Source organism: Silvibacterium sp. (assembly GCF_047605705.1).
Lineage (GTDB): Bacteria > Acidobacteriota > Terriglobia > Terriglobales > Acidobacteriaceae > Silvibacterium.
Genome location: NZ_JASGFD010000017.1, coordinates 72,922 through 91,655, shown reverse-complemented (window position 1 = coordinate 91,655; position 18,734 = coordinate 72,922). Strand labels below are relative to the sequence as shown.

14 protein-coding genes and 1 pseudogene are annotated in these 18,734 nt (G+C 60.8%); 4 read left to right on the top strand and 11 right to left on the bottom strand.

Annotation, left to right across the window (positions count from 1 at the left end; all coding sequences use genetic code 11):
• Both QM649_RS08560 and QM649_RS08555 read right to left on the bottom strand, forming a co-directional pair.
• Positions 1-843: pseudogene (locus QM649_RS08560) on the bottom strand (S9 family peptidase); the annotation flags it as partial.
• Positions 844-1,129: 286 nt separating this feature from the next.
• Complete coding sequence (locus tag QM649_RS08555; protein ID WP_415198610.1) at positions 1,130-2,101, bottom strand: OmpA family protein; 972 nt, start codon at positions 2,099-2,101, stop codon at positions 1,130-1,132.
• Between the two features lie 295 nt (positions 2,102-2,396).
• Here QM649_RS08555 and QM649_RS08550 point away from each other — a divergent pair, with 295 nt between their 5' ends.
• Positions 2,397-3,488, top strand: a complete 1,092-nt coding sequence (locus QM649_RS08550; RefSeq protein WP_415198609.1) for a hypothetical protein — start codon at positions 2,397-2,399, stop codon at positions 3,486-3,488.
• A 263-nt stretch (positions 3,489-3,751) separates the two neighbouring features.
• On the opposite strand, the gene QM649_RS08545 is transcribed toward QM649_RS08550, so the two are convergent.
• From QM649_RS08545 to QM649_RS08530, 4 genes are all read right to left on the bottom strand, one after another.
• The gene (locus tag QM649_RS08545; protein WP_415198608.1) at positions 3,752-6,712 is read right to left on the bottom strand and encodes an FAD-binding and (Fe-S)-binding domain-containing protein; all 2,961 of its coding nucleotides are present in this window, start codon (positions 6,710-6,712) and stop codon (positions 3,752-3,754) included.
• 180 nt (positions 6,713-6,892) lie between these two features.
• Positions 6,893-7,630 carry a tetratricopeptide repeat protein gene (locus tag QM649_RS08540; RefSeq protein ID WP_415198607.1) on the bottom strand — a complete coding sequence of 246 codons (738 nt, stop codon included), beginning with the start codon at positions 7,628-7,630 and terminating at the stop codon, positions 6,893-6,895.
• 259 nt (positions 7,631-7,889) lie between these two features.
• Positions 7,890-8,774, bottom strand: coding sequence for a hypothetical protein (locus QM649_RS08535; RefSeq protein WP_415198606.1), 885 nt, complete (start codon positions 8,772-8,774; stop codon positions 7,890-7,892).
• 197 nt (positions 8,775-8,971) lie between these two features.
• Positions 8,972-9,523 carry a hypothetical protein gene (locus QM649_RS08530; protein ID WP_415198605.1) on the bottom strand — a complete coding sequence of 184 codons (552 nt, stop codon included), beginning with the start codon at positions 9,521-9,523 and terminating at the stop codon, positions 8,972-8,974.
• A 381-nt stretch (positions 9,524-9,904) separates the two neighbouring features.
• Here QM649_RS08530 and QM649_RS08525 point away from each other — a divergent pair, with 381 nt between their 5' ends.
• Positions 9,905-13,564, top strand: a complete 3,660-nt coding sequence (locus QM649_RS08525) for a carboxypeptidase regulatory-like domain-containing protein (protein ID WP_415198604.1) — start codon at positions 9,905-9,907, stop codon at positions 13,562-13,564.
• Between the two features lie 147 nt (positions 13,565-13,711).
• A complete protein-coding gene (locus QM649_RS08520; protein WP_415198603.1) occupies positions 13,712-14,224 on the top strand; it encodes a hypothetical protein in 513 nt (170 codons plus the stop codon).
• 60 nt (positions 14,225-14,284) lie between these two features.
• Here the strand turns inward: QM649_RS08520 and QM649_RS08515 are convergent, their stop codons facing one another.
• From QM649_RS08515 to QM649_RS08495, 5 genes are all read right to left on the bottom strand, one after another.
• Positions 14,285-15,430, bottom strand: a complete 1,146-nt coding sequence (locus QM649_RS08515; protein WP_415198602.1) for a sialidase family protein — start codon at positions 15,428-15,430, stop codon at positions 14,285-14,287.
• Positions 15,431-15,742: 312 nt separating this feature from the next.
• Complete coding sequence (nusB, locus tag QM649_RS08510) at positions 15,743-16,171, bottom strand: transcription antitermination factor NusB (protein WP_415198601.1); 429 nt, start codon at positions 16,169-16,171, stop codon at positions 15,743-15,745.
• On the bottom strand, positions 16,168-17,064 hold the full coding sequence (gene ribH, locus QM649_RS08505; protein ID WP_415198600.1) for a 6,7-dimethyl-8-ribityllumazine synthase: 897 nt from the start codon (positions 17,062-17,064) through the stop codon (positions 16,168-16,170). The genes nusB and ribH overlap by 4 nt, the downstream gene beginning before the upstream one ends.
• Positions 17,065-17,139: 75 nt before the next feature.
• Positions 17,140-17,529, bottom strand: a complete 390-nt coding sequence (locus QM649_RS08500; RefSeq protein ID WP_415198599.1) for a type II toxin-antitoxin system VapC family toxin — start codon at positions 17,527-17,529, stop codon at positions 17,140-17,142.
• Positions 17,526-17,837: a type II toxin-antitoxin system Phd/YefM family antitoxin gene (locus tag QM649_RS08495; RefSeq protein WP_415198598.1), complete on the bottom strand. Its 312-nt coding sequence runs from the start codon at positions 17,835-17,837 to the stop codon at positions 17,526-17,528. The genes QM649_RS08500 and QM649_RS08495 overlap by 4 nt, the downstream gene beginning before the upstream one ends.
• A 272-nt stretch (positions 17,838-18,109) precedes the next feature.
• Between QM649_RS08495 and QM649_RS08490 the strand changes: the two genes are divergently transcribed.
• Positions 18,110-18,556 carry an Hsp20/alpha crystallin family protein gene (locus tag QM649_RS08490; protein ID WP_415198597.1) on the top strand — a complete coding sequence of 149 codons (447 nt, stop codon included), beginning with the start codon at positions 18,110-18,112 and terminating at the stop codon, positions 18,554-18,556.
• Positions 18,557-18,734: the final 178 nt, after the last annotated feature.

Sequence of the window (18,734 nt, the reverse complement as noted above, 5' to 3'; positions counted from 1 at the left end):
CTCGCCGGTCGCGGCATCGGCCACGAAGAGGGACCATGGAGCAGCCGTACGATGCGCGCCGAATCTCTCGCCGGCCACATCCGGCGGCACACGCCGGAAAGCCACCTGCCGGCTGTCGGGCGACCAGACCGGGCTCTCGTCGCGATACGTACCGGGTGCGAGATAGCTGACCTGCTGGCCTGCGAAGGTGAAGAGCCCGATGAAGCTATGGTCGCCGCGATGGCTTACGAAGGCGAGGGCGTGACTATCCGGCGCCCATTCCAGATCGTCCTCCTTACCGCGCCCGACAAAAAGCTGCGCCGGCTTCGCGCCGGGCTGGGTGAGGTCGAGCGTCCAGACCTGGTCTTTCAGCAGATAGGCGAGCGTCCTGCCATCCGGCGAAACCGCCGGCGCCTGCCCGTTCGTGAGCAGCCGGGGCTCGCCGCCGGTCACCGGCACGATCCATATCTGCTGATCAATGCCGTCCTTGAGCAGCGCCGGGTTCGGCGAAGGCTTTTCCGGGAACTCGAAATCGCCGCCCCGCACATAGACGATAGACTCGCCATCCGGCGTCCAAGTCAGGTTGCCGAGGTCGATGCCATCATCGCCCGCGTCATGCGTCAGCTGACGCGAATGGCCGTCGACCGAAACCCACAGATCCCGATGCCCCTTCGCATCGGAGACCCACGCGAAACTGTTGCCCTTCGGCGCTGCCGTTAGATTCGAGCTGAACGGAACCCCGAGAATCTGCGGCAGGGTGAAAGACTGCGCCTGGGAGCATAGCGGAGTAAAGAAGCCGCAGACGGAAGCAGTGGACGCGATCAGGACGGAGCGCAGCAACAGCATGGCAGGCAAGGTTCTCATAGGGAAGAGGATCCCGGGCAAACACGGGCCCGGCCCAGGTTGGGACCATTCTTCCAGTCCGCTCCCTGGATGGCAATCAAACCGATGGGCGCATCCTGTTCACTCGGAGTACGAAGGATTTTCCCCTTGGCACACCAGGGATCGTCGCTCCCTATTCGGTCGGGAAATAACGCGAACAGCAAAAAAAACGGCCCCTCGAGTGAGGGGCCAATCTGCCTTGGTTCTCTCGTTGTGTGAGAGCTTGGTTGCGAACTTCAGGCCGGATTTTTGTAGTTATGTGCTCCGGTTACTGTTGGGAAACCGCTGGCTGCGACGCAGCACCTTGGGGGGAGGGCTGGTTGGAAGACTGCGTCGCGCCGATCGGTGAACCGCCGTTAGCGGGCGAGTTCAAGTTCGCTAAACTGTTTTGCATCAGGGTCACGCGTACTACACTTCCGTGCGTGCCATCTGCGTCGTCAAGAGGAGCGTTGCCCATCGCGACCTGATGAATGCGATAGACCGGAATCTGCTGTTCGGCCAGGTAGCGGACAACCGCGTCGGCCATGTGCTGCGAACTCTGGATACCGGCCTGCCCATGAGCGCGGGAGTAGCCGGCGACTTCGACGATGTAACCCTTCTGGCCCTGCAGCTGCGTAGCGATCTGGCTGAGGGCATCCTTGGCCTTGGCGTTCAACACGGTCTGGCCGGGACGGAAGCGGATTTCGGTGTCGTTGACCTTTTGATACTGATCAAGGCCGTTGACGGTGTTGCTGATTTCTCCGGTGCGGTTGCTCGCCTGCAGGGCCGTCTGATTCGCCTGGGTCGCGGTGTTATTCGCGGCCACTGCGGTCTGATTGGCCTGGTCGGCGGTGGACTGCGCCTGGTGGATACCGGCCTGAGCGCGGGAATCCACATCCTTAATATCGTTGGCGTTCTTTGCCTGGAGCTGGTCGAGCTCGTTCAGACGATCCTTAACCGGATCGATCTGCCGTTTTACCCACTTCTTGCGGGCGAAGGGGTTCATATGTCCCCAGAAGCCCTCGTTCGACTTGGTCTGCAGAGGCTGCCCGGTGGCGTAGGTGCTATTGTCGTTCGGATTCGGCTGCGAGGACGTTGCAGCCTGACCTGCGGTCGCACCGGTATTCACCTGCGCAGTGCCCGAAGTCTGCGCAACCGCGGGAAGCCCAAGGATGGCCGCAAGCAGCATGGCCGATACAGTCCTGGGTTTCGAAATCATCGCGGTGTTCTGGGTTCCGATCATCGTTTTCTTATCGCTCATGTTTTTTAACTTCCTCGGCATGATCTAAGAGCACACGTCGGAAGCTGCGCAGCGTCCCGTACGCCATGACATAGAGCAACTGCCGTGCCAAAGTCAGGCAGCTTTCGTGAAGAAAATTTCGACTATGAAAATAAACAACTTAGTCGTCAAATGCACAAAAAATAGGGCAGGATAAGCGCTGAATTAAGCTATGTAAAAATGACGCACCCCGGAATCGCCATCCCTTTTTTACTCTCCCCCAGTGAGCAAATTTGGCATGGCCTATCCCTGCGAACGGTAGGATAGGGCCAGTACGATGCTCTCGCTGATCCACCTCCTTCTCACGAAGTCCTACTGGCGGATGTTCTTCCGCCCGCATACCTGGACGAATGCCTTCCTCAATCTGCGGCGCTTCCATAAGGACCGCCGCGCCCGGAAGCAGTTCTGGCAATTCCTCTATCTGGTGTCGATTCCCTTGCTGGTCGGCGCCTGGATCGCCTTTCTTCTCGGCAGAAGCAGCATCATCCTGCTGCCCTTCCTGGCGCTCGCAGCCTGGTGGCAGGCGCGCCGCGAGAAAAACGCGGCGAAATCGCTCAGCATTCTGCCAGACAGCAAGCCCGTACCCCGAGTCCTGACGGCCGAGGAGCGGGCGGAAATCCGGAAGTACCTCGCCGACCTCACCCTCGTCTACGCCGTGCTGCTGAACCGCAGCGGCAGCGAAGGCTATCTCAAGACCAAGACCGTGCCGGAAGGGGTTGAGGTGATCTCCCGGCGCATCCACCTTGAGCTGCTGCGCAACCGCGGCATCTGGGACCGGCTCTCCGGCACAGATCGCGAGGCCCTGATGGCAGCCGATGGCCACTGGGAGTGGGGACAGATCAATATGTCCATGCTGGCCGGCGAGCGTGTGCGCCTGCTGCGCTGGGTCCTGCGGATCGACAGCTTCCTGCCGGTCATCGGGCAACAGCTCAAGGTCGACCACAAGGCGGCGAGCAGCCTGATCGACGCGCCGGAGAGCGTCTACGACGGAAAAGAGCTGGTGTCCCTCGAAAGCCTGGAGCGCGGCCAGCAGGCGGCCGCCGAGTACTTCTACCGCTGCTATGCCGAGGGCGTAGTGCGCGGTTATTACACGACTTCCAGCCCTGAGCAGGCGAAGTGGGCCGAGGATATCTGTTCGCAGCTCGGCGGCCGACAACATGAGGACCTGCTGCTCGACAACCGGCTGGTGAGCGAGGCCTCCGAGGAGACACTTCGCTGGGCTACGGAGCTGGCACACCAGCGCGATCGCTTCCTTGGATGGACAGCTAGCATTCTCAACGGAGACGAACGGCCACAGGAGTTTCCGCAGTTCCTGCCGTCGCGGCAGACGGAAGAAGCGGCCGAGGCGGCGACAGCGGTTTCGATATGAGCTTGCGGGCCACCGCGTGTGGCCCATCCAATCTCTGGTTCCATATCTGGTTCTGGCTTGGGGTCTGTGTGGGGACAGGCAAGCTCATTCCCATCATGGCTCAAAGAGGTTCGTATCTCCCGCCCAGGCGAAGCTTGGACGGGGCACCCTGATCCTCTCGCCGGTTGATGAGAGAACCGCAGGTTCCTCCACTGCGCGAGACGATAAAGCTGTCTCGCTCCGGTCGGAATGACAGCTTTTTATCTCTATTCCAACTTCAGTCTCTATCTCTCGCGATTTCCAGCCAGGACCTCAGCCAGATGCACCGCATGGCGGGGCAGATTCTGTGCGACCTGTTCGCGGCAGCTGAAGCCGTCGGAGACGAGAATCGCGTCGGCATCGGCATTGCGGAAGGCCGGCAGCAGCACGCGCTCGCCGAGGGTTTGCGACACCTCGTACTTCTCCTTCTCGAAGCCGAAGGGCCCGGCCATGCCGCAGCAGCCTGAATCGAGCATGGTAACGTTGGCGCCGGTACGGCGGAGCAGCTCGGTCTCGGCGGTCATCTTCGCGCCCGATGCGACTCCGGACTTGTGATGGCAATGGCCATGGACGAGCACGCTGCGGCCGGTGAGATCCGGCGGCCGATACTCCGGCGCGCGCTGCACGAGGAAGTCGGCCAGCAGCCATATCTGTTCGCGAAGCTTCATCGCACGCGGGTCTGTCGGGAAGAAGTTCCGCAGCTCATCACGGAAGACCGAGGCGCACGAGGGCTCGAGGAAGACGATGGGCAGGCCCGCGTCAATCTGGGGCGCGAGCGTCTTCATCGTGCGCTCGAGATACGCCCGCGCCTGATTGAGGAAGCCGAAGTCATAGAGCGGACGCCCACAGCAGACATGGCCTGCGGGCACGTCGACCTCGAAGCCCGCAGAAGCGAGGACTTGCTCCGCCGAATGGAGCGAGCGCGGATGGTAGTAGTTGTTCCAGGTATCGGGCCAGAGAAGGACCTTGTCATTCCCATGTCTCAGGTTCGAGACATGTGGCACCCGCCTGCTCTGGAAGCTGCGCGGCGCGAACCGCGGCAGATCACGCTGGGGAGCAATGCCGAGCGCAGCCTTGATGGCGTGGCTCAGGCCGGGTATCTGCAACGGCAGATTGGCGAGGCGCGGAGTGATGCCGGGAATCGCGTTGGCCATCGCGGCCCAGCGGTCCATAAAGCCAAAGGCGTAATCGCGCAGCGGATGGCGATGCTGCTGGTAGTGGTGCGCGAGAAACTCCGCCTTATAAGTCGCGACGTCGACGTTGACCGGACACTCGGTCTTGCAGGCCTTGCAGGCGAGGCACAGGTCGAGCGCTTCCTTCACCGGCTCGCTGGCCCAACCTCCAGGCACGATATCGCCTTCGAGCATCTCCCACAGCAGATGCGCCCGTCCGCGCGTCGAGTTCTTCTCCTCGCGCGTGGCCATGTAGCTGGGGCACATGGTGCCGGGGCTCTCCTTGCGGCAGGCGCCTACTCCCACGCAGCGCAGGGTGGCCTCGGCGAACGAACCCTGATCGTCGGGAAAGCGGAAGAAAGTTGCATCCTTTGCGGCAGCATTCGGCTTGCGATCAGGCCCCACGCGCAGGTTATCGGTCGGCTCGTAGACCGCAACCGGGTCGACCAGCTTGCCGGGATTCATCCTGTTTTCCGGGTCCCACAGCGCCTTGAACTCGCGGAAAGCCTGCATCAGCTCGGGGCCGAACATCTTCGGCAGCAGCGCGCCTCTTGCCTGCCCATCGCCATGCTCTCCGGAGATAGACCCGCCATGCGCGATGACGATATCCGTTGCGCGATCGAGGAACTCGCGGAAGTTGCGCACGCCCTCGTGGCTCTCAAGGTCGAAGTTGATGCGCAGATGCACGCAGCCCTGCCCGAAGTGGCCGTACATCGGGCTGCGATAGCCGTACTCCTTCATCAGCGCGAAGAGCTGGCGCAGATAGGAGCCAAGCTTCTCCGGCGGAACGGCGGCATCCTCCCAACCCTCCCAACCGTGCGGCTCGCCGGGAACGAAAACCGTTGCGCCGAGCGCCGACTCGCGCACCGCCCAGATGCGATGCGCCTCGGCCACGGAGTACAGCTCGACGGACGGGCGCGACGGCAGGCTGCGCGCTGCGGCGGTGAAGGCTTCAGCCTGCGCGAGGACTGCATCCTTGCTGTCTGCACCGAACTCGACCAGAAGAAAGCCGCGCCCCGGCGGCAGAAGCTTTACATCTTCGACGGCGAGTCCCTTGCGCAGCATGAAGCCGGTGAGCACGTCGTCGATGCCTTCGAGACCGATGGGCTTGAAGTCGAGCACAAAGGGCACATGATCCGCGGCAATGAACGCATCGTCGAAGGCTGCGACGACGAGGCGACGGCACTGCGGGCTGGGCTTCAGATCGAGCGTGGCGTTGAGCACCGTAACGCAGGTGCCCTCGCTGCCGACCAGCGCGCGTGCTACGTGGAAGCCGCGATCGGGCAGCAGCTCGTCGAGGTTGTAGCCGGAGACGCGGCGCGGAATATCGGGAAAGCGATCGCGCACAAGCTGCGCGTACTGCTGACGAATGCGATCGAGGCCGCGATAGATCTCGGCCGGGCGTCCGCCTTCGGCAAGAATGCGCTGGAACTCTTCATCACTCGTCGGGCCGACGGTCATGCGCGTGCCGTCGTAGAGCAGCACATCGAGCGAGTGGATATTGTCGACCGTCTTGCCGCCCATCAGCGCATGCGTGCCGCAGGAGTTGTTGCCGATCATGCCGCCGAGGGTGCAACGCGAGTGTGTTGCCGGGTCAGGCGCGAACGTGAGTTGATGCAGCTCGGCTGCCTCGCGCACGCGGTCGAGCACGATGCCCGGTTCGACCACGGCAGAGCGCGTGGCCGCGTCGAGCGAGACGATGTTGCGCATGTACTTCGAAAAGTCGAGCACCACGGCGACATTGCAGCACTGGCCGGCAAGCGAGGTGCCCGCGCCACGCGAGAGGATCGGCGCGCCGAACTCGCGGCAGGCAGCAACCGTCGCTTCGACGTCGGCCGCATCGCGCGGAATGACGACGCCGATGGGCGGCTGGCGATAGTTCGAGCCATCCGTAGCGTAGAGCGCACGCGAGCCGGAGTCGAAGCGGACTTCTCCGCGCACCGTGCGGCGCAGACGAGCTTCCAGCTCACGCGCTGCGGAAAAGGATTCGTGCGGATGAGGAGCAGAGCCGAGGATGGGAAACGGTGAAGCCATGCGTCGTCAGATTACAGACGACGTGAGGGTATGTCACGGCCAGGCATCACGATCGAGTGATGCGCTGTGCCCTTTGGCCCTCCCTTACCAACTCCGCCGCTTTCCATTTGGGTTAAGACGAAGGAGATTATCCGGCGTAAAGCACAACGCGGTTTTCGAGCCTGCTCTATGGTTTTATTTCTATACGGGGATTCCCGTGCGCGTGGCCGCGGGAGGAGCGTCACCCTTGGCCACGCTTAGCATGCGGGCTTTCGTGTCGTCGTAGCTCGGCTGTCCGTCTATGAATCCAATCAATGCCTGCGTCTGTGTCGTCGTGCCATCGGGGTTGGGTTTACTGGCGCTGTAGGTATCCATCGAAAAGCGCCGCATTCCCTTTGCCGCCATGTCGGGATGTTCTTTCGCAAAGCCAGGCTGGTCGAAATCGTTGCTCTCGAGCGTGATCTGCCGAATCAGAGCGTTGTTCGCGTCTACCTGCCGCCCCAGCATGTAGATGTGGTATGGACTGAAGGGGACGATCGCATAGTAGATGTCCAGAGAGCCACTCGCTAACTTCACGCGCTCCACGAGAAACCGGTCCGCCCGCTGGAACTGCGCGTTCGCAGTGGTCTCGTGAGCTTTGATGACAGCAGCAATCGTCTTGTCTCGCTCGGCCACATTGCCGGTTTCGGCATAAGCGCGCGCCAGCCACTCCAGGGCGAACCAGTCGTCCGTATGCGTAGCCGTCCACGGCTTCAGCAGCGTGATGGCATCGGCATCGTCACCCACGACTACAGCTGTTTCGGCCGTGGCGTCCGTGATCGTCGGGTTGTCAGGAACCATCGCGTGAAGCTGCTTCATCTTCTCCAGCGCAAGCTCGGGGTGATGTTCGCCGAAATCCTTCTTTGCAGCGTCGAAAAGAGATTGCTGCTCGCTAGTCAAAGACGGAACCGCAGGTTCCTGCGCTGTGCAAAGAAGTGCTCCAGTCATCAGGCAGGCAAGACAGAACAGACGCATGAGGACACCTCGGAAAGAGGCTCGAATACGGCTCGAGCTTGTCCATCTTTCCTTCTCCCACGCGAAAGAAGCAAGGGAAAAACCCAGTCTTTATGGAGTGCGGAATATTCGGCGCGGGATGAGGCTGCCACAGAGGACCGTCTCTTGCCAGAGCAAGCGGGAGTGCTGCAGTTTGAAGTCCCTCCTATTTGCGGATGCCGAAGCTATATGCCACGCCTACCGAAAGAACCGGATAGAACTGCAACGGATTCAGATCGCTGTCCCACCTGGCCTGCTGCGCCTTGAGCGCGGACTGGAACTGCGTAGCGAAGGGGTTGCTTCCGGTAACACTGGCGCAGTATTGCAGGGCGGCGTCCGCGCAGGCCCAGCCGTTCAGGTTCATCCTGACCGCGGGTGAGCCGATAAACGCTGCGCCGATCTCGAAGGGGAAAGAGAGATGCCGCTTGGGATGCACGTGATTGCCCCAGCCCAGCGTCATCGTGTAAGCGACCTTATTGCTGTTCAGCTTCAGCGCGGCGGAACCCGAGAGCGGAGTTTCGCCGATGGCAGCGTTCGTGTTCGCCGAATAATAGGTCTGGCTGTTCAGTGTCAGGGCTGAGCCGGCGGCCACGTTGGCACTGGCTGTCACCTGGTTGCCGTTGTAGATCAGCAGCCCGGGACTGATACGCAACCCGCGCCGCGGAAACGGATACAGGTCGAGCGCGATCCCGGTCGATGCGAGGTTCATCGAGGCATTCAACTTGAAGCCGTTCGTGGAGATGTTGTTCTCCGTGTACCCAAAGACATTCCCTGTAAAGCGCAGGTTCATGTACGGCTTCACATTGGTCGCGGTCGTCAGGCCGATGCCCAACGGCGAGACACTCGCGCTGAAGGCCATCCGCGAGAACGGCTTTTCCTGGGGCGAGGGCGGCACGAATAAGCGCTGCGTCGTCGCCGTCCATCCGGGCTCGCTCGCATCTTCCGTTCCGCTCGAGGACGCGGACGGCCGCTCCGCAAATGAGACCGATGCCGATGTCAGGAATGCCGCAAAACACAGCAGCAGAGACAGAAGACACTTTCTGAGATGCATGGGACTGACGCGCCTCCGTGCGGACTCGGAATGCATCGATCGCCTGCGTGATCCATCGAGTGAACGCGCCCCGGAACTCGACTATGACGCAGCGAGACGGAGCGTGGGCGGGCGCAAAAAAATATAACGAGCGCATCGCACGCACGGATTTCACAACGGAACGAGAGTTCCGAATGCGGATATAGGGCGGGCTGTTTTTATCGCAGAGCGCCGCTGCTCGGCCACTCGTACACGACAACTCCAAGATCGTTGAGGACCTGGATCGTCGTCTCGACATTGCGGCGTACCTGGATCCGGTCAGCGCGCGGCGCGGTCGGGTCTTCTTCCAGCGCAATCACGCGGCCGTAAGGCCATGCGTCTTCCGGCAGCGCGGCGAGCGCCTCGTTCAGCTCAGAGAGACGCAGCGTGAGCTCGCGCCGGCGAGCTCCGGCCGGATGCAGCATGGTTCCCGGCAACGCGCCCGACTGCGGGCTCTCGGGGTTCATCATCCGCATCACGACTGTCTTCTTGCCAACCACCAGAAAGGGATTCGACCAGCTCTCACGGGTGTGAATCGCCATGTAACGGCTCTTCGAGGGCGGCGGAATCTGGTCCAGCTGCTGGCGGTCGTTGTCCTCCTGCAGCTGCGCGGCCTTCTTTTCCTGCGGCGTGGGAACCGGCGTCGGAGACGCGCTCTGGTTATCACGGGAGCAGGCAGCGAGAGTGAGGAAAAGCGCGGTGGCGGCGGCGAGCGGAAGCGATCGTTTCATGGAGGAGTAGCGGGGCCTTGGCCCAGCTTGAGCATATCAAGAGACAGTGAGGAAGACCGGCAGGGGCACCAGAGGCGTAAGCAGTGGCTCGGAAAAGGTACATCTCCGCGGACTTCAGGTCATGGCCCTTGCGTATATCGCCGCTTCCCGGGGTGATTTTGCAGAGTCATCTGGCACTTTGGCATAAAGCAGTTTTATGGAGCGGCCTGTAAATCAATCAAATATCTGTCTCATCTATGAAATTTTCGTAGCAATTTGATCATGTTTTTATGTAATCTCGTCCCTATTCACCCCAAGCGCTTCGCCGGCAGCTCTTTACCGGTATAGACAACCAGATAAGTTCATAAGCCCGTGGTGCGGGTAAAAGACGAGAACAAACCCATGAAACGTTTACGCAAAATCGCTTTACAGACCGGGCTGGCCACTGGTTTGGTGAAGCCGCTCGCTACATTGCCCGCAGCCCGGCTGCTGGCAGCGGCAACACTCGGACTGGCCTGCACAGTGTCCCCACTCTTCGCCCAGGTCGACCAGGGCGGCGTGTCGGGTACGATCACCGACCAGACCGGGGCGGTGATTCCGGGTGCAACCATCACGCTGACCAACACCGACAACGGGCTGAGCCTGACGCAGAAGTCGAATGGCTCCGGACAGTACAACTTCACTCCGGTGAAGGTGGGCAATTACTCGCTGAAGGTTTCCGCGGATGGTTTCGAGACCTCGGAGCGGGGCGGCATTCGAGTCGATGTAAGCGGTTTCGTCGGTGTGAACATGAAGCTCAATCCGGGCGCAGTCTCGCAGGTCGTGGAAGTCAAAGCAACGACCGAGCTCCAGACGCAGGATGCAGCGACCGGCCAGACCTTCACCACGCAGCAGATTGAAGACAGCCCGCTGCAGGGCCGCAACTACCTGTTCCTGGCGCAGATCACGACGGGCGTGAACGCTCCCAACCAGGGCAATACGCAGACCGCCGGTTCGGGCGCCTTCTCCTCGAACGGCAGCCGCGTGGCGCAGAACAACTTCATCCTCGACGGCGTGGACAACAACTCGAACATGCAGGACTTCCTGAACGGCGCGACCTACGCCGTGGCGCCTCCGCCGGATGCGCTCGAGGAGTTCAAGGTGCAGTCGAGCGACTATAGTGCTGAACTCGGCCACTCGACCGGTGCGGCGGTGAACGCCAGCATCAAGTCGGGCACGAACCAGGTTCACGGCAGCCTGTGGGAGTATTTCCGCAGCGACCGCATGACGGCAAACGATTACTTCAACACCTCAGGTTCGACCGCGTACCACTCGAATGTTTTCGGTGCGACGCTGGGCGGCCCGATCATCAAAGACAAGCTGTTCATCTTTGCCGATGGACAGGGCACACGCATTTCGAGCTTCGTACCAGAGCAGCCCAAGCAGACAGTCCCGACCGACCTGATGAAGACCGGCGACTTCTCGGAAATGCTGGACGCGAATAATGTCCTGGCTGCGACCACCAGTCCCATCACGCTTTACAAAACGGGCGGCAACGTGACGCCGAGTGTAGGCGCCTCTGAGGTCGCAAAAGACCCTTCTCGCTACCTGGCCTGCTCCACGACTTCGGGCTACTATGCGGGCACGGTTACAGGACAGAACGTCATCTGCCCCGGCTCCATCAATGCGATTGCGCAGAACATCCTCAAGCTTTTCCCCGAACCGAACGCAGGCACCGCGCACCAGGTCTTCGACAACTACACCATCCCGGCAACTGCGGCGACGAACGACACCACGCAGTACGACGTGAAGATGGACTGGAATCCGACTTCGAAGGACCAGGCCTTTGGCCGCTACAGCTACTCGAACAATCCTCAGAACTACACTCCGCCTTTCCCCGTTCTTGACGGCGGCAGCTATGGGTCAGACGGACAGGTCTCGAACTACGCCAAGAGCGGCGTCTTCAGTGAGACGCACTTCTTCTCGCCGACCTTCTCCAACGAGTTCCGCGTTGGCTACAACTACCTGCACGCCTCCTACCTGCAGGACAACAGCCAGACGAACGTCGCGGCTGCCTACGGGCTGGGCGGCATTCCCTATGCTCCCGACCTCGGCGGCTTTCCGGATATCAGCTTCGGCGGCTATATCAACAGCATCGGCGTACCCAGCTACATGCCCTCGGATGAAAAGCAAGACGTGATCGAGTTCATCGACAATGTCTCGAAGGTGATTGGCCAGCACACCTTGAAGGTGGGCGTGAACCTGCAGCACATCCGCTTCTACGGCCTGCAGACGCCGAATCCTACCGGCTCACAGAGCTTCTCCGGCACGTATACGGAAGACCCGGGCGACCTGACCGGTGCCATCACCGGTTCGGGCGTGGCTGACTTCCTGCTCGACGACATGAACTCTTCGAGCATCAACAGTCACACTCCTTTCACTGACCTACGCTGGTACGATGCCGCCTTTGTCCAGGACGACTGGAAGGTCAGGAAGAACCTGACGCTGAACCTCGGCCTGCGCTGGGAGTACACGCAGCCCTTCGAAGAACTGCACGACGAGCAGGCCAACTTCGTGGGTGACTACGCCGGCATGAACCAGGGTTCGGGCACCTTCTACATTCCCGAATCACAGAGCGGTTATGCCATCCCTGCAACCATCTCGGCGCTCTTTGCCAAGGACAACATCAATGTGGCCTACACCTCCGATCGCTCGCTGGTGAAGCCGCAGCACTGGGAGTTCGCGCCCCGCTTCGGCCTGGCCTACCAGCCGAAGGAAGGCATGGTCATCCGTGCCGGCTACGGCTTCTTTTATGGCGGACAGGAAAACATCGGTCTCGGCCTAAACCTGGCCAACAACCCGCCGTTCTTCCTGAGCAGCAGCTTCAACCCCGAACCGAACCAGTGCTACAACACGGCTGCGACCGGCGTGGTCTGCCCCACCAACGGCCAGACGCTCGAGACCGGCTTCGGCGCCGATCCGGGCTCAGAAGCCAGCCTCGCAGCCAACGTCAACCTGCCGACGCTCTACCAGCAGGATGTGAAGGCCAAGAGCACCTACACCATGTCCTACAACTCGAGCGTGCAGCAGGCCATCACCTCGACCAGCTCGTTCACGATCAGCTACCAGGGCAACGTCACCCGCCGTCTGCGCGTGAGCTACAGCGCGAACCAGTTCCCAGGCAATGTTCCTTCGGGCGCCAACTCACAGCTCTACCAGCCGTTCTATGACTTCGGCACGATCGACCGCGTGGTCAACGAAGGCGTGGGCGCTTACAACTCGCTCCAGGCCAAGATCGAAAAGAAGTACTCGCACGGTCTCTACTTCCTCGCGGGCTACACCTGGTCGCACAGCCTGGATGACGCCGTTGAGCCGATCCAGGGCAGCGACGGCCAGACCTCCGGCAACCCGGCCTTCACCGGTCTGCGCTTCAACTACGGCGCCAGCACCACCGACGTCCGTAACCGCTTCACCTTCTCGCCCACCTATGATCTGCCCTTCGGCCAGGGGCAGCTGCTGCTGAACCACGGCGGCTTAGTGAACCAGATCGTCGGCGGCTGGAAGCTGGCCGCGATCTTCCAGGCGCAGACCGGCACGCCGATCGCCTTCAACGGCCTGTTCAAGGTCGGTGACCCCTTCGGAACCGGCGGCACGCCGAATGCAAAGACGCAGCACAACGAAACCTGTGTGAACCAGGTCCGCACCCTGCAGCACTGGTACAACCCCTGCGCCTTCGCCCAGGCACCTACTGCTGTAACATCGCTCGCCAGCTTTGGAGCGACGGACAACGTCATTCTGCTAAGCGAAGCGGGGACCAAGCCTTTCGGTCAGGGACGCCTCACCATCCCCGGCCCCGGCCTGGATCGCACCGACCTCTCACTCTTCAAGACCTTTAACCTTGGCTACCGCAAGTCGGCCTTCACGCTGCGCGCGGATGCCTTCAACGTTTTCAACCATCCCTCCTTCGGCGATCCAGGCACTTCGGTCACCGGTACCTCGGCAGGAGACATCACCAAAACACGCTTCAGCACCGTGCTGCCCAATGCCCGCACCATTGAAGTGGCTGGACGGCTGACTTTCTAACCTGTACTTTGCAGTTCTACGGGCACGATGGCTCACGCCATCGTGCCCGTTTTTCTTTACAAACGAAATCCCGCCAAAATGATAGGCTGCTCAAGAGAAGAGCGCCCACGGCTCGTCTTAGCAAGATCCGCTCATCAGGAGACTCCGATGCTTCGCCGTTCTCTTCCCCTGCTCGCCGCGCTGCTGGCCACCGCTCCTGCGACACTGCTCGCCGACAGCCACAATCCTTCCGACTATCCGCTGCGCATCCACATCTTCACCCGGAACGAAACCACGTTTTACCATATGCGCTCCACGGACGAGGCCAAGGGCGAAGGACGCGCGGATCTTTTCGAAAACGGACAGCCAAAGGGACTCGACTTCCAGTTCGATTGCACCTACCGGCTGATGAACTCCTCCGGCTACGAGACCTTCCCTGCGAAATGGAAGAAGCCCGGCGACGAGTTGATCATCCTGCAACCGGTGTTCGGCAAGCCGGGAAATTACAACAGCTGCCATCTGAAGGTCATGATCAAGGATTTCGTCTACGTGAAACATAACGGCAGCCTGGTGACCGAGCCGGCGACGAAGTTCAAGGAGTGGATGACGAAGCACGACTACGATCCGGAACACGGCAAGGATCTGCCAAGCGTGCCCGAGGCGAAAGAGGACGGCCAGTAACTGCACGCAAAACGATAGAAAAAGACCGCCTTGGAGCGGTCTTTTTCTATTTGATTCGGCTTATTTTCGCTGCAATTCCTCTACCCACTCCGGTGCGAAGCGGACGACCTTGATCGTCTCGCGCCTCCAGGTGAAGGCAGCATAGAGCATGCCATCCTTCGCCTGCAGGATCGATGGATATGAGTATTCGTCGTACTCGCTGCTTTGCTTCACATGCGCAGCATAGGCCACAGGATCTTCCGTCGCACGCCGGCCTGCTTCGATCACACGCTCGTTCGACCATGTCAGACCGCCATCGGAGGAGATGGCCACGTCGAGCGGCACGCGCGGACCGGTAGCCGGTTTTCCAGTGATGGGCTCAACATGCGCGTCATCAAAGACGATCGCGATGTGGCCATCCTGTAATGTGAGCGCCTGAATCGAGGCGTTGTTGTTCGCGAGCGGCGTGGGCTTCGGCGCGGTCCAAGTGCAGCCATCGGGCGAAGTCGCTCGATAGATATGGTCGGCAAAGCGGCTGCGGAAGAAGGCTACGTATCCGTTGCCTTGCTTGACTAATGATGGCTGGACGAGGCCGTTCGACTCCGGCACGCGGCACTCGGTCCACGTCTTTCCCTCATTTCTTGAAAGCTCGACGACGGAGTAGTGGCTCTCAGCGCCGGTGGTGATGGCCGAGGTCGGCGTGTAGTACATGGGCAGCAGCCACGCGCCATCGGGACGAATAAGGATCGGGTTGCGGTCGAAGGCTCCGGACTTCGCGAATAGCACTGCAGGCTTCGACCATGTGTGGCCGTGGTCCTTCGACTTCACCAGCAGAACCTTCGCATCGGCTTGCCCAACCGTCTGCGGCTGCGCGGTGTGCAGCAGCCAGAGCTCACCCGAAGGGGTCTCGAAGGGAACGGGGTTCTGGTAGCTATAACCGGGCTCGTGATCGATGACCAGCGGCGCGGTCCACGTTTCACTACCGCGATTCAAACGCGAGACGACGATGGCGACATCGGAGGAACCCTCCGCCGAGCCTGAGAACCAGAAGCAGAGGATGTCGCCGTTCCTCAGCTCGATCAGGTTCGCTGCATGGGATGACTTTGCAACGGTGGGTAGCCACGCCTCGGAGTATCCGGCGGAGGCTGGGCGCATCACGCCGTCGAACTGCTGGGCTTGTGAGCTGAAGGGAAGATAGAGAAGCAGGGGGAGCAGTATGCGGCGCATGGGTTGATGCTAATGCGCTGAAAACTTCCACTCCAGCTACATACTAGATGAGCTTGAATCGATTTCTATAGCTCTCAATTTTGCATTGAGTCGTCTGACATGTTTAAACAGAGCCACAAGCCAAAGACAATTCACGGTCGACCCTATGAGGATGGCCGTTTTGGGCGCATCTTTCACATGGAGCCAGCCTGTGATCTGTGCAAATACAAAGATCCCTATCAACGCCCTCACTGCAACGATCTGGCGACGGATAGATCGGATTTGAGCAGGAGGCATAGAGATTATTATGCCTCCATTCAATGTACTCAGCTCTTAGCTGCGCGCGTTCAGCAGCGCGCGATTGATCGCGTCGAGGACACCGTTGAGGAAGTTGATCGACTCGGGCGACGAGTAGCGGCGGGCGATCTCCAGCGCTTCGTTGATGACGATGGGCGCGGGGGTGCCGGTGAAGCCGATCATCTCGGCGACCGCGGTGCGCAGCACGTTGCGATCGACGGCCGACATGCGGGTCAGCTTCCAGTTCTGCGAGTGCTTCTCGATGATGGTGTCGATCTCTTCGTCGCGGTTCACGGCCACGCGGAAGATGTCCTCGGTGAAGTCGCGCACGTCGTCGTCGACGCCTTCACGGGCCTGCCAGAAGGTCTGGCGGACTTCATCGGGATTCTGCTTGCCTACATCCGCCTGGAAGAGCATCTGCATGGCGAGTTCACGGGATTTACGGCGCTTTCCGGTTACGCTCACTTGGCTTCCACCTTCTCCGCCGCCTGCTGGGCGATCTTGCGGTGGAGCGAGACCATCTCGATAGCGGCAGACGCGGCCTCGAATCCCTTGTTGCCAGCCTTCAGACCGGCGCGGTCGAGCGCCTGCTCGAGCGTCTCGCAGGTGAGCACGCCGAAGGCGTGGGGGATGCCCGTCTCCTGCTGGGACTGGCCGATGCCGCGCGAAACCTCGTTATAGATGGCCTCGTAGTGCGCGGTCTCGCCGCGCAGCAGCAGGCCGAGGGTGATGATGCCGTCGACCAGCTTGGTCTCGGCCACGGCGCGAGCGGCGGAGGGAATCTCCCAGGCGCCGGGCACGCGGATGATGTTGACCTGGTCCTTGCGGACACCCGAGCGGTAGAGGCAGTCGAGCGCGCCCTGCAGCAGGCGGTCGGTGATGACCGCGTTCCAGCGGGCAAGAATGATGGCGAACTTCATGTCGGTCGCGACCAGGTCGCCCTCGAGCGCCACCGGCTTACCGGCCAGCGGCTCGGTGTGTTCCCAAAAGGCATAGCGGAAGCCGGGTACCGGCTCGACGGTGAAAACGCGGGACTTCCAGGTGGTCTCGACTGTCTCCGAGATGCGCTTTTCGCCCTCGGACGGGCTGAGGTGCTGGGCGATCCAGCGCTCGATCACGCCGCGAACTTCGTCGAGCTGGGTGACCTCAATATAGGTGTCGGCGGGACCGGCGGCGTGAGGCACTTCGCCGTGCACAAACTCTAAGTTGCCGACGGGAGCCAGGAAGGGGCGGCCTTGGCCGGTCTCATCCTGCCAGCCCTTACCGGACTCGAAGCCAAGGATAGAGAAGAAGCTGACGAGCGTTTCAAAGACGGCCGGAGAGCTGGCGGGCCGTATCGCCGTAATGCCTTTAATCATGACCTTCTAAGGGTATCAGGGCAAAGGGGTCAGGCAGGCGGCGATACGGAAATGCGATGGCTGCGATGGCGGAATCTATTGCCAGATGCGGCGGACACCAAATATGTCGAGGCCGGCGTCGAGGCTGAGGATGGGCATGTCCTCAGCCAGCGCCTGCGCGGCAAGCATGCGATCGAAGGGATCGCCGTGGTCGCCCGAAAGCCGTCCGGCACGTAGGGCGACCGCGGCGGAGATGGGTAGGATTTCGTAGCCGGCGCGGCTCACGTGCCCCAGAAAATCCTCCTCCAACTTCACGGCCTCGGGGAGACGGGCCACGCGTACTTTCGTGGCGATCTCCCACGCAGAGACCGCAGAAACGAGGATGGTGACGCTCTCGTCCGATACGATTTCACGCACACGGCGGCTGAGCTTATGCGGATTCGACGTGGCCCAGATCAGGGTGTGCGTATCGAGCAGGAATCTCATTCGGAGTCGCGGTTGCTTTCTGAATCCTTCAGGCCAGCGCGTATCACCTCATCGAATGGGTCGTGCGCGATGCCCATCTCCACATCCGAGAGCGGCTCCCAGAAAGCATCCCCAAGAACAAAGTTTGGGTCGTAGAGCAATCCCAGGCGCTGGGGCTTCTTCACCGGCTCTGCGTGCTCGACCGGCACCAGTCGCACCACGGGCTTCTTTTCGCGGCCCGAGGTGATGGTGACCGTCTCCCCGGCCTGCGCCCGGCGGATCAGCTCGGACAGCCGTGTCTTTGCTTCGAAGATCGTTGCGTTTGCCATGAGTGCACCTTTCTGGCTGCTGTCTTATCCTGACCAACTTATCTTAGCTAGCTTAGACGAGCCAGGATAGCGCGATTTGGCGGTTGCAGCGATTTTCACCGTAAAGCATTCAAAACGGGACACTTGTCTGTCATTCAAGAATCAATCCGGAATATGATAATAAATCACTCATGTTTTATGCATCTTTCATGCTATAGCTCCCATCAGATGAAGTGCAGGCAGGGATTTACTCCCCGCCCGGACATTCAGGAACACGCACTGGGAGGTGCAACATGGTCATTACTCATCGGGATTCTTTTCGCGACGTCATCGCTCTGCAGAACCGCCTGAATTCGCTCTTCTCCGAGCGCAATGGCGCGCAGAAACAGAACGGCGCATCGGCGGAGAAGCCGGCCTCATTCGTCCCAGCTGTCGACATCTTCGAGAATGAGCAGAAGATCGTTCTTCAGCTCGAAGCGCCGGGGCTCAAGCAGGAAGACTTCGACATCCAGCTCGAAAATGACACCCTGACGGTGCGCGGCGAGCGCAAGTTCTCTGCCGATATCAAGGAGCAGGACTACCGCCGCATCGAGCGCCGCTATGGCAGCTTTGCCCGCAGCTTCTCGGTCCCGGCGACGGTCGACCAGGAGAGCGTAAAGGCCGGGTATGAGGCGGGCGTACTGACGATCGAGCTGGGCAAGCGCCCCGAGGCGAAGGCCAAGCAGATCAAGGTGAACTAAGGAATGGCCGTCCAGGCAACCGCGCTTCGCGCCAATCTTACGGGAGCGAGTCAGGCTGAGCGGCTCAGGACGGAACATTGCGGGAGGGTGCCGGAACCGGACGAAGAATCCGAGAAACTGGCACCCTCCGAGTTGTATCGAAATCAAAAGATGAAGTAGCAGGCCAGGCAGGAACGAA

Coding starts and splice junctions, on each gene's coding strand:
- QM649_RS08500 (WP_415198599.1), bottom strand. CDS start 17,529: ATGAGATTCCTGCTCGATACGCACACCCTGATCTGGGCCACGTCGAAT.
- QM649_RS08520 (WP_415198603.1), top strand. CDS start 13,712: ATGCTTCGCCGTTCTCTTCCCCTGCTCGCCGCGCTGCTGGCCACCGCT.
- ribH (WP_415198600.1), bottom strand. CDS start 17,064: ATGATTAAAGGCATTACGGCGATACGGCCCGCCAGCTCTCCGGCCGTC.
- QM649_RS08495 (WP_415198598.1), bottom strand. CDS start 17,837: ATGGCAAACGCAACGATCTTCGAAGCAAAGACACGGCTGTCCGAGCTG.
- QM649_RS08555 (WP_415198610.1), bottom strand. CDS start 2,101: ATGAGCGATAAGAAAACGATGATCGGAACCCAGAACACCGCGATGATT.
- QM649_RS08515 (WP_415198602.1), bottom strand. CDS start 15,430: ATGCGCCGCATACTGCTCCCCCTGCTTCTCTATCTTCCCTTCAGCTCA.
- QM649_RS08490 (WP_415198597.1), top strand. CDS start 18,110: ATGGTCATTACTCATCGGGATTCTTTTCGCGACGTCATCGCTCTGCAG.
- QM649_RS08530 (WP_415198605.1), bottom strand. CDS start 9,523: ATGAAACGATCGCTTCCGCTCGCCGCCGCCACCGCGCTTTTCCTCACT.
- QM649_RS08525 (WP_415198604.1), top strand. CDS start 9,905: ATGAAACGTTTACGCAAAATCGCTTTACAGACCGGGCTGGCCACTGGT.
- QM649_RS08535 (WP_415198606.1), bottom strand. CDS start 8,774: ATGCATCTCAGAAAGTGTCTTCTGTCTCTGCTGCTGTGTTTTGCGGCA.
- QM649_RS08550 (WP_415198609.1), top strand. CDS start 2,397: ATGCTCTCGCTGATCCACCTCCTTCTCACGAAGTCCTACTGGCGGATG.
- QM649_RS08545 (WP_415198608.1), bottom strand. CDS start 6,712: ATGGCTTCACCGTTTCCCATCCTCGGCTCTGCTCCTCATCCGCACGAA.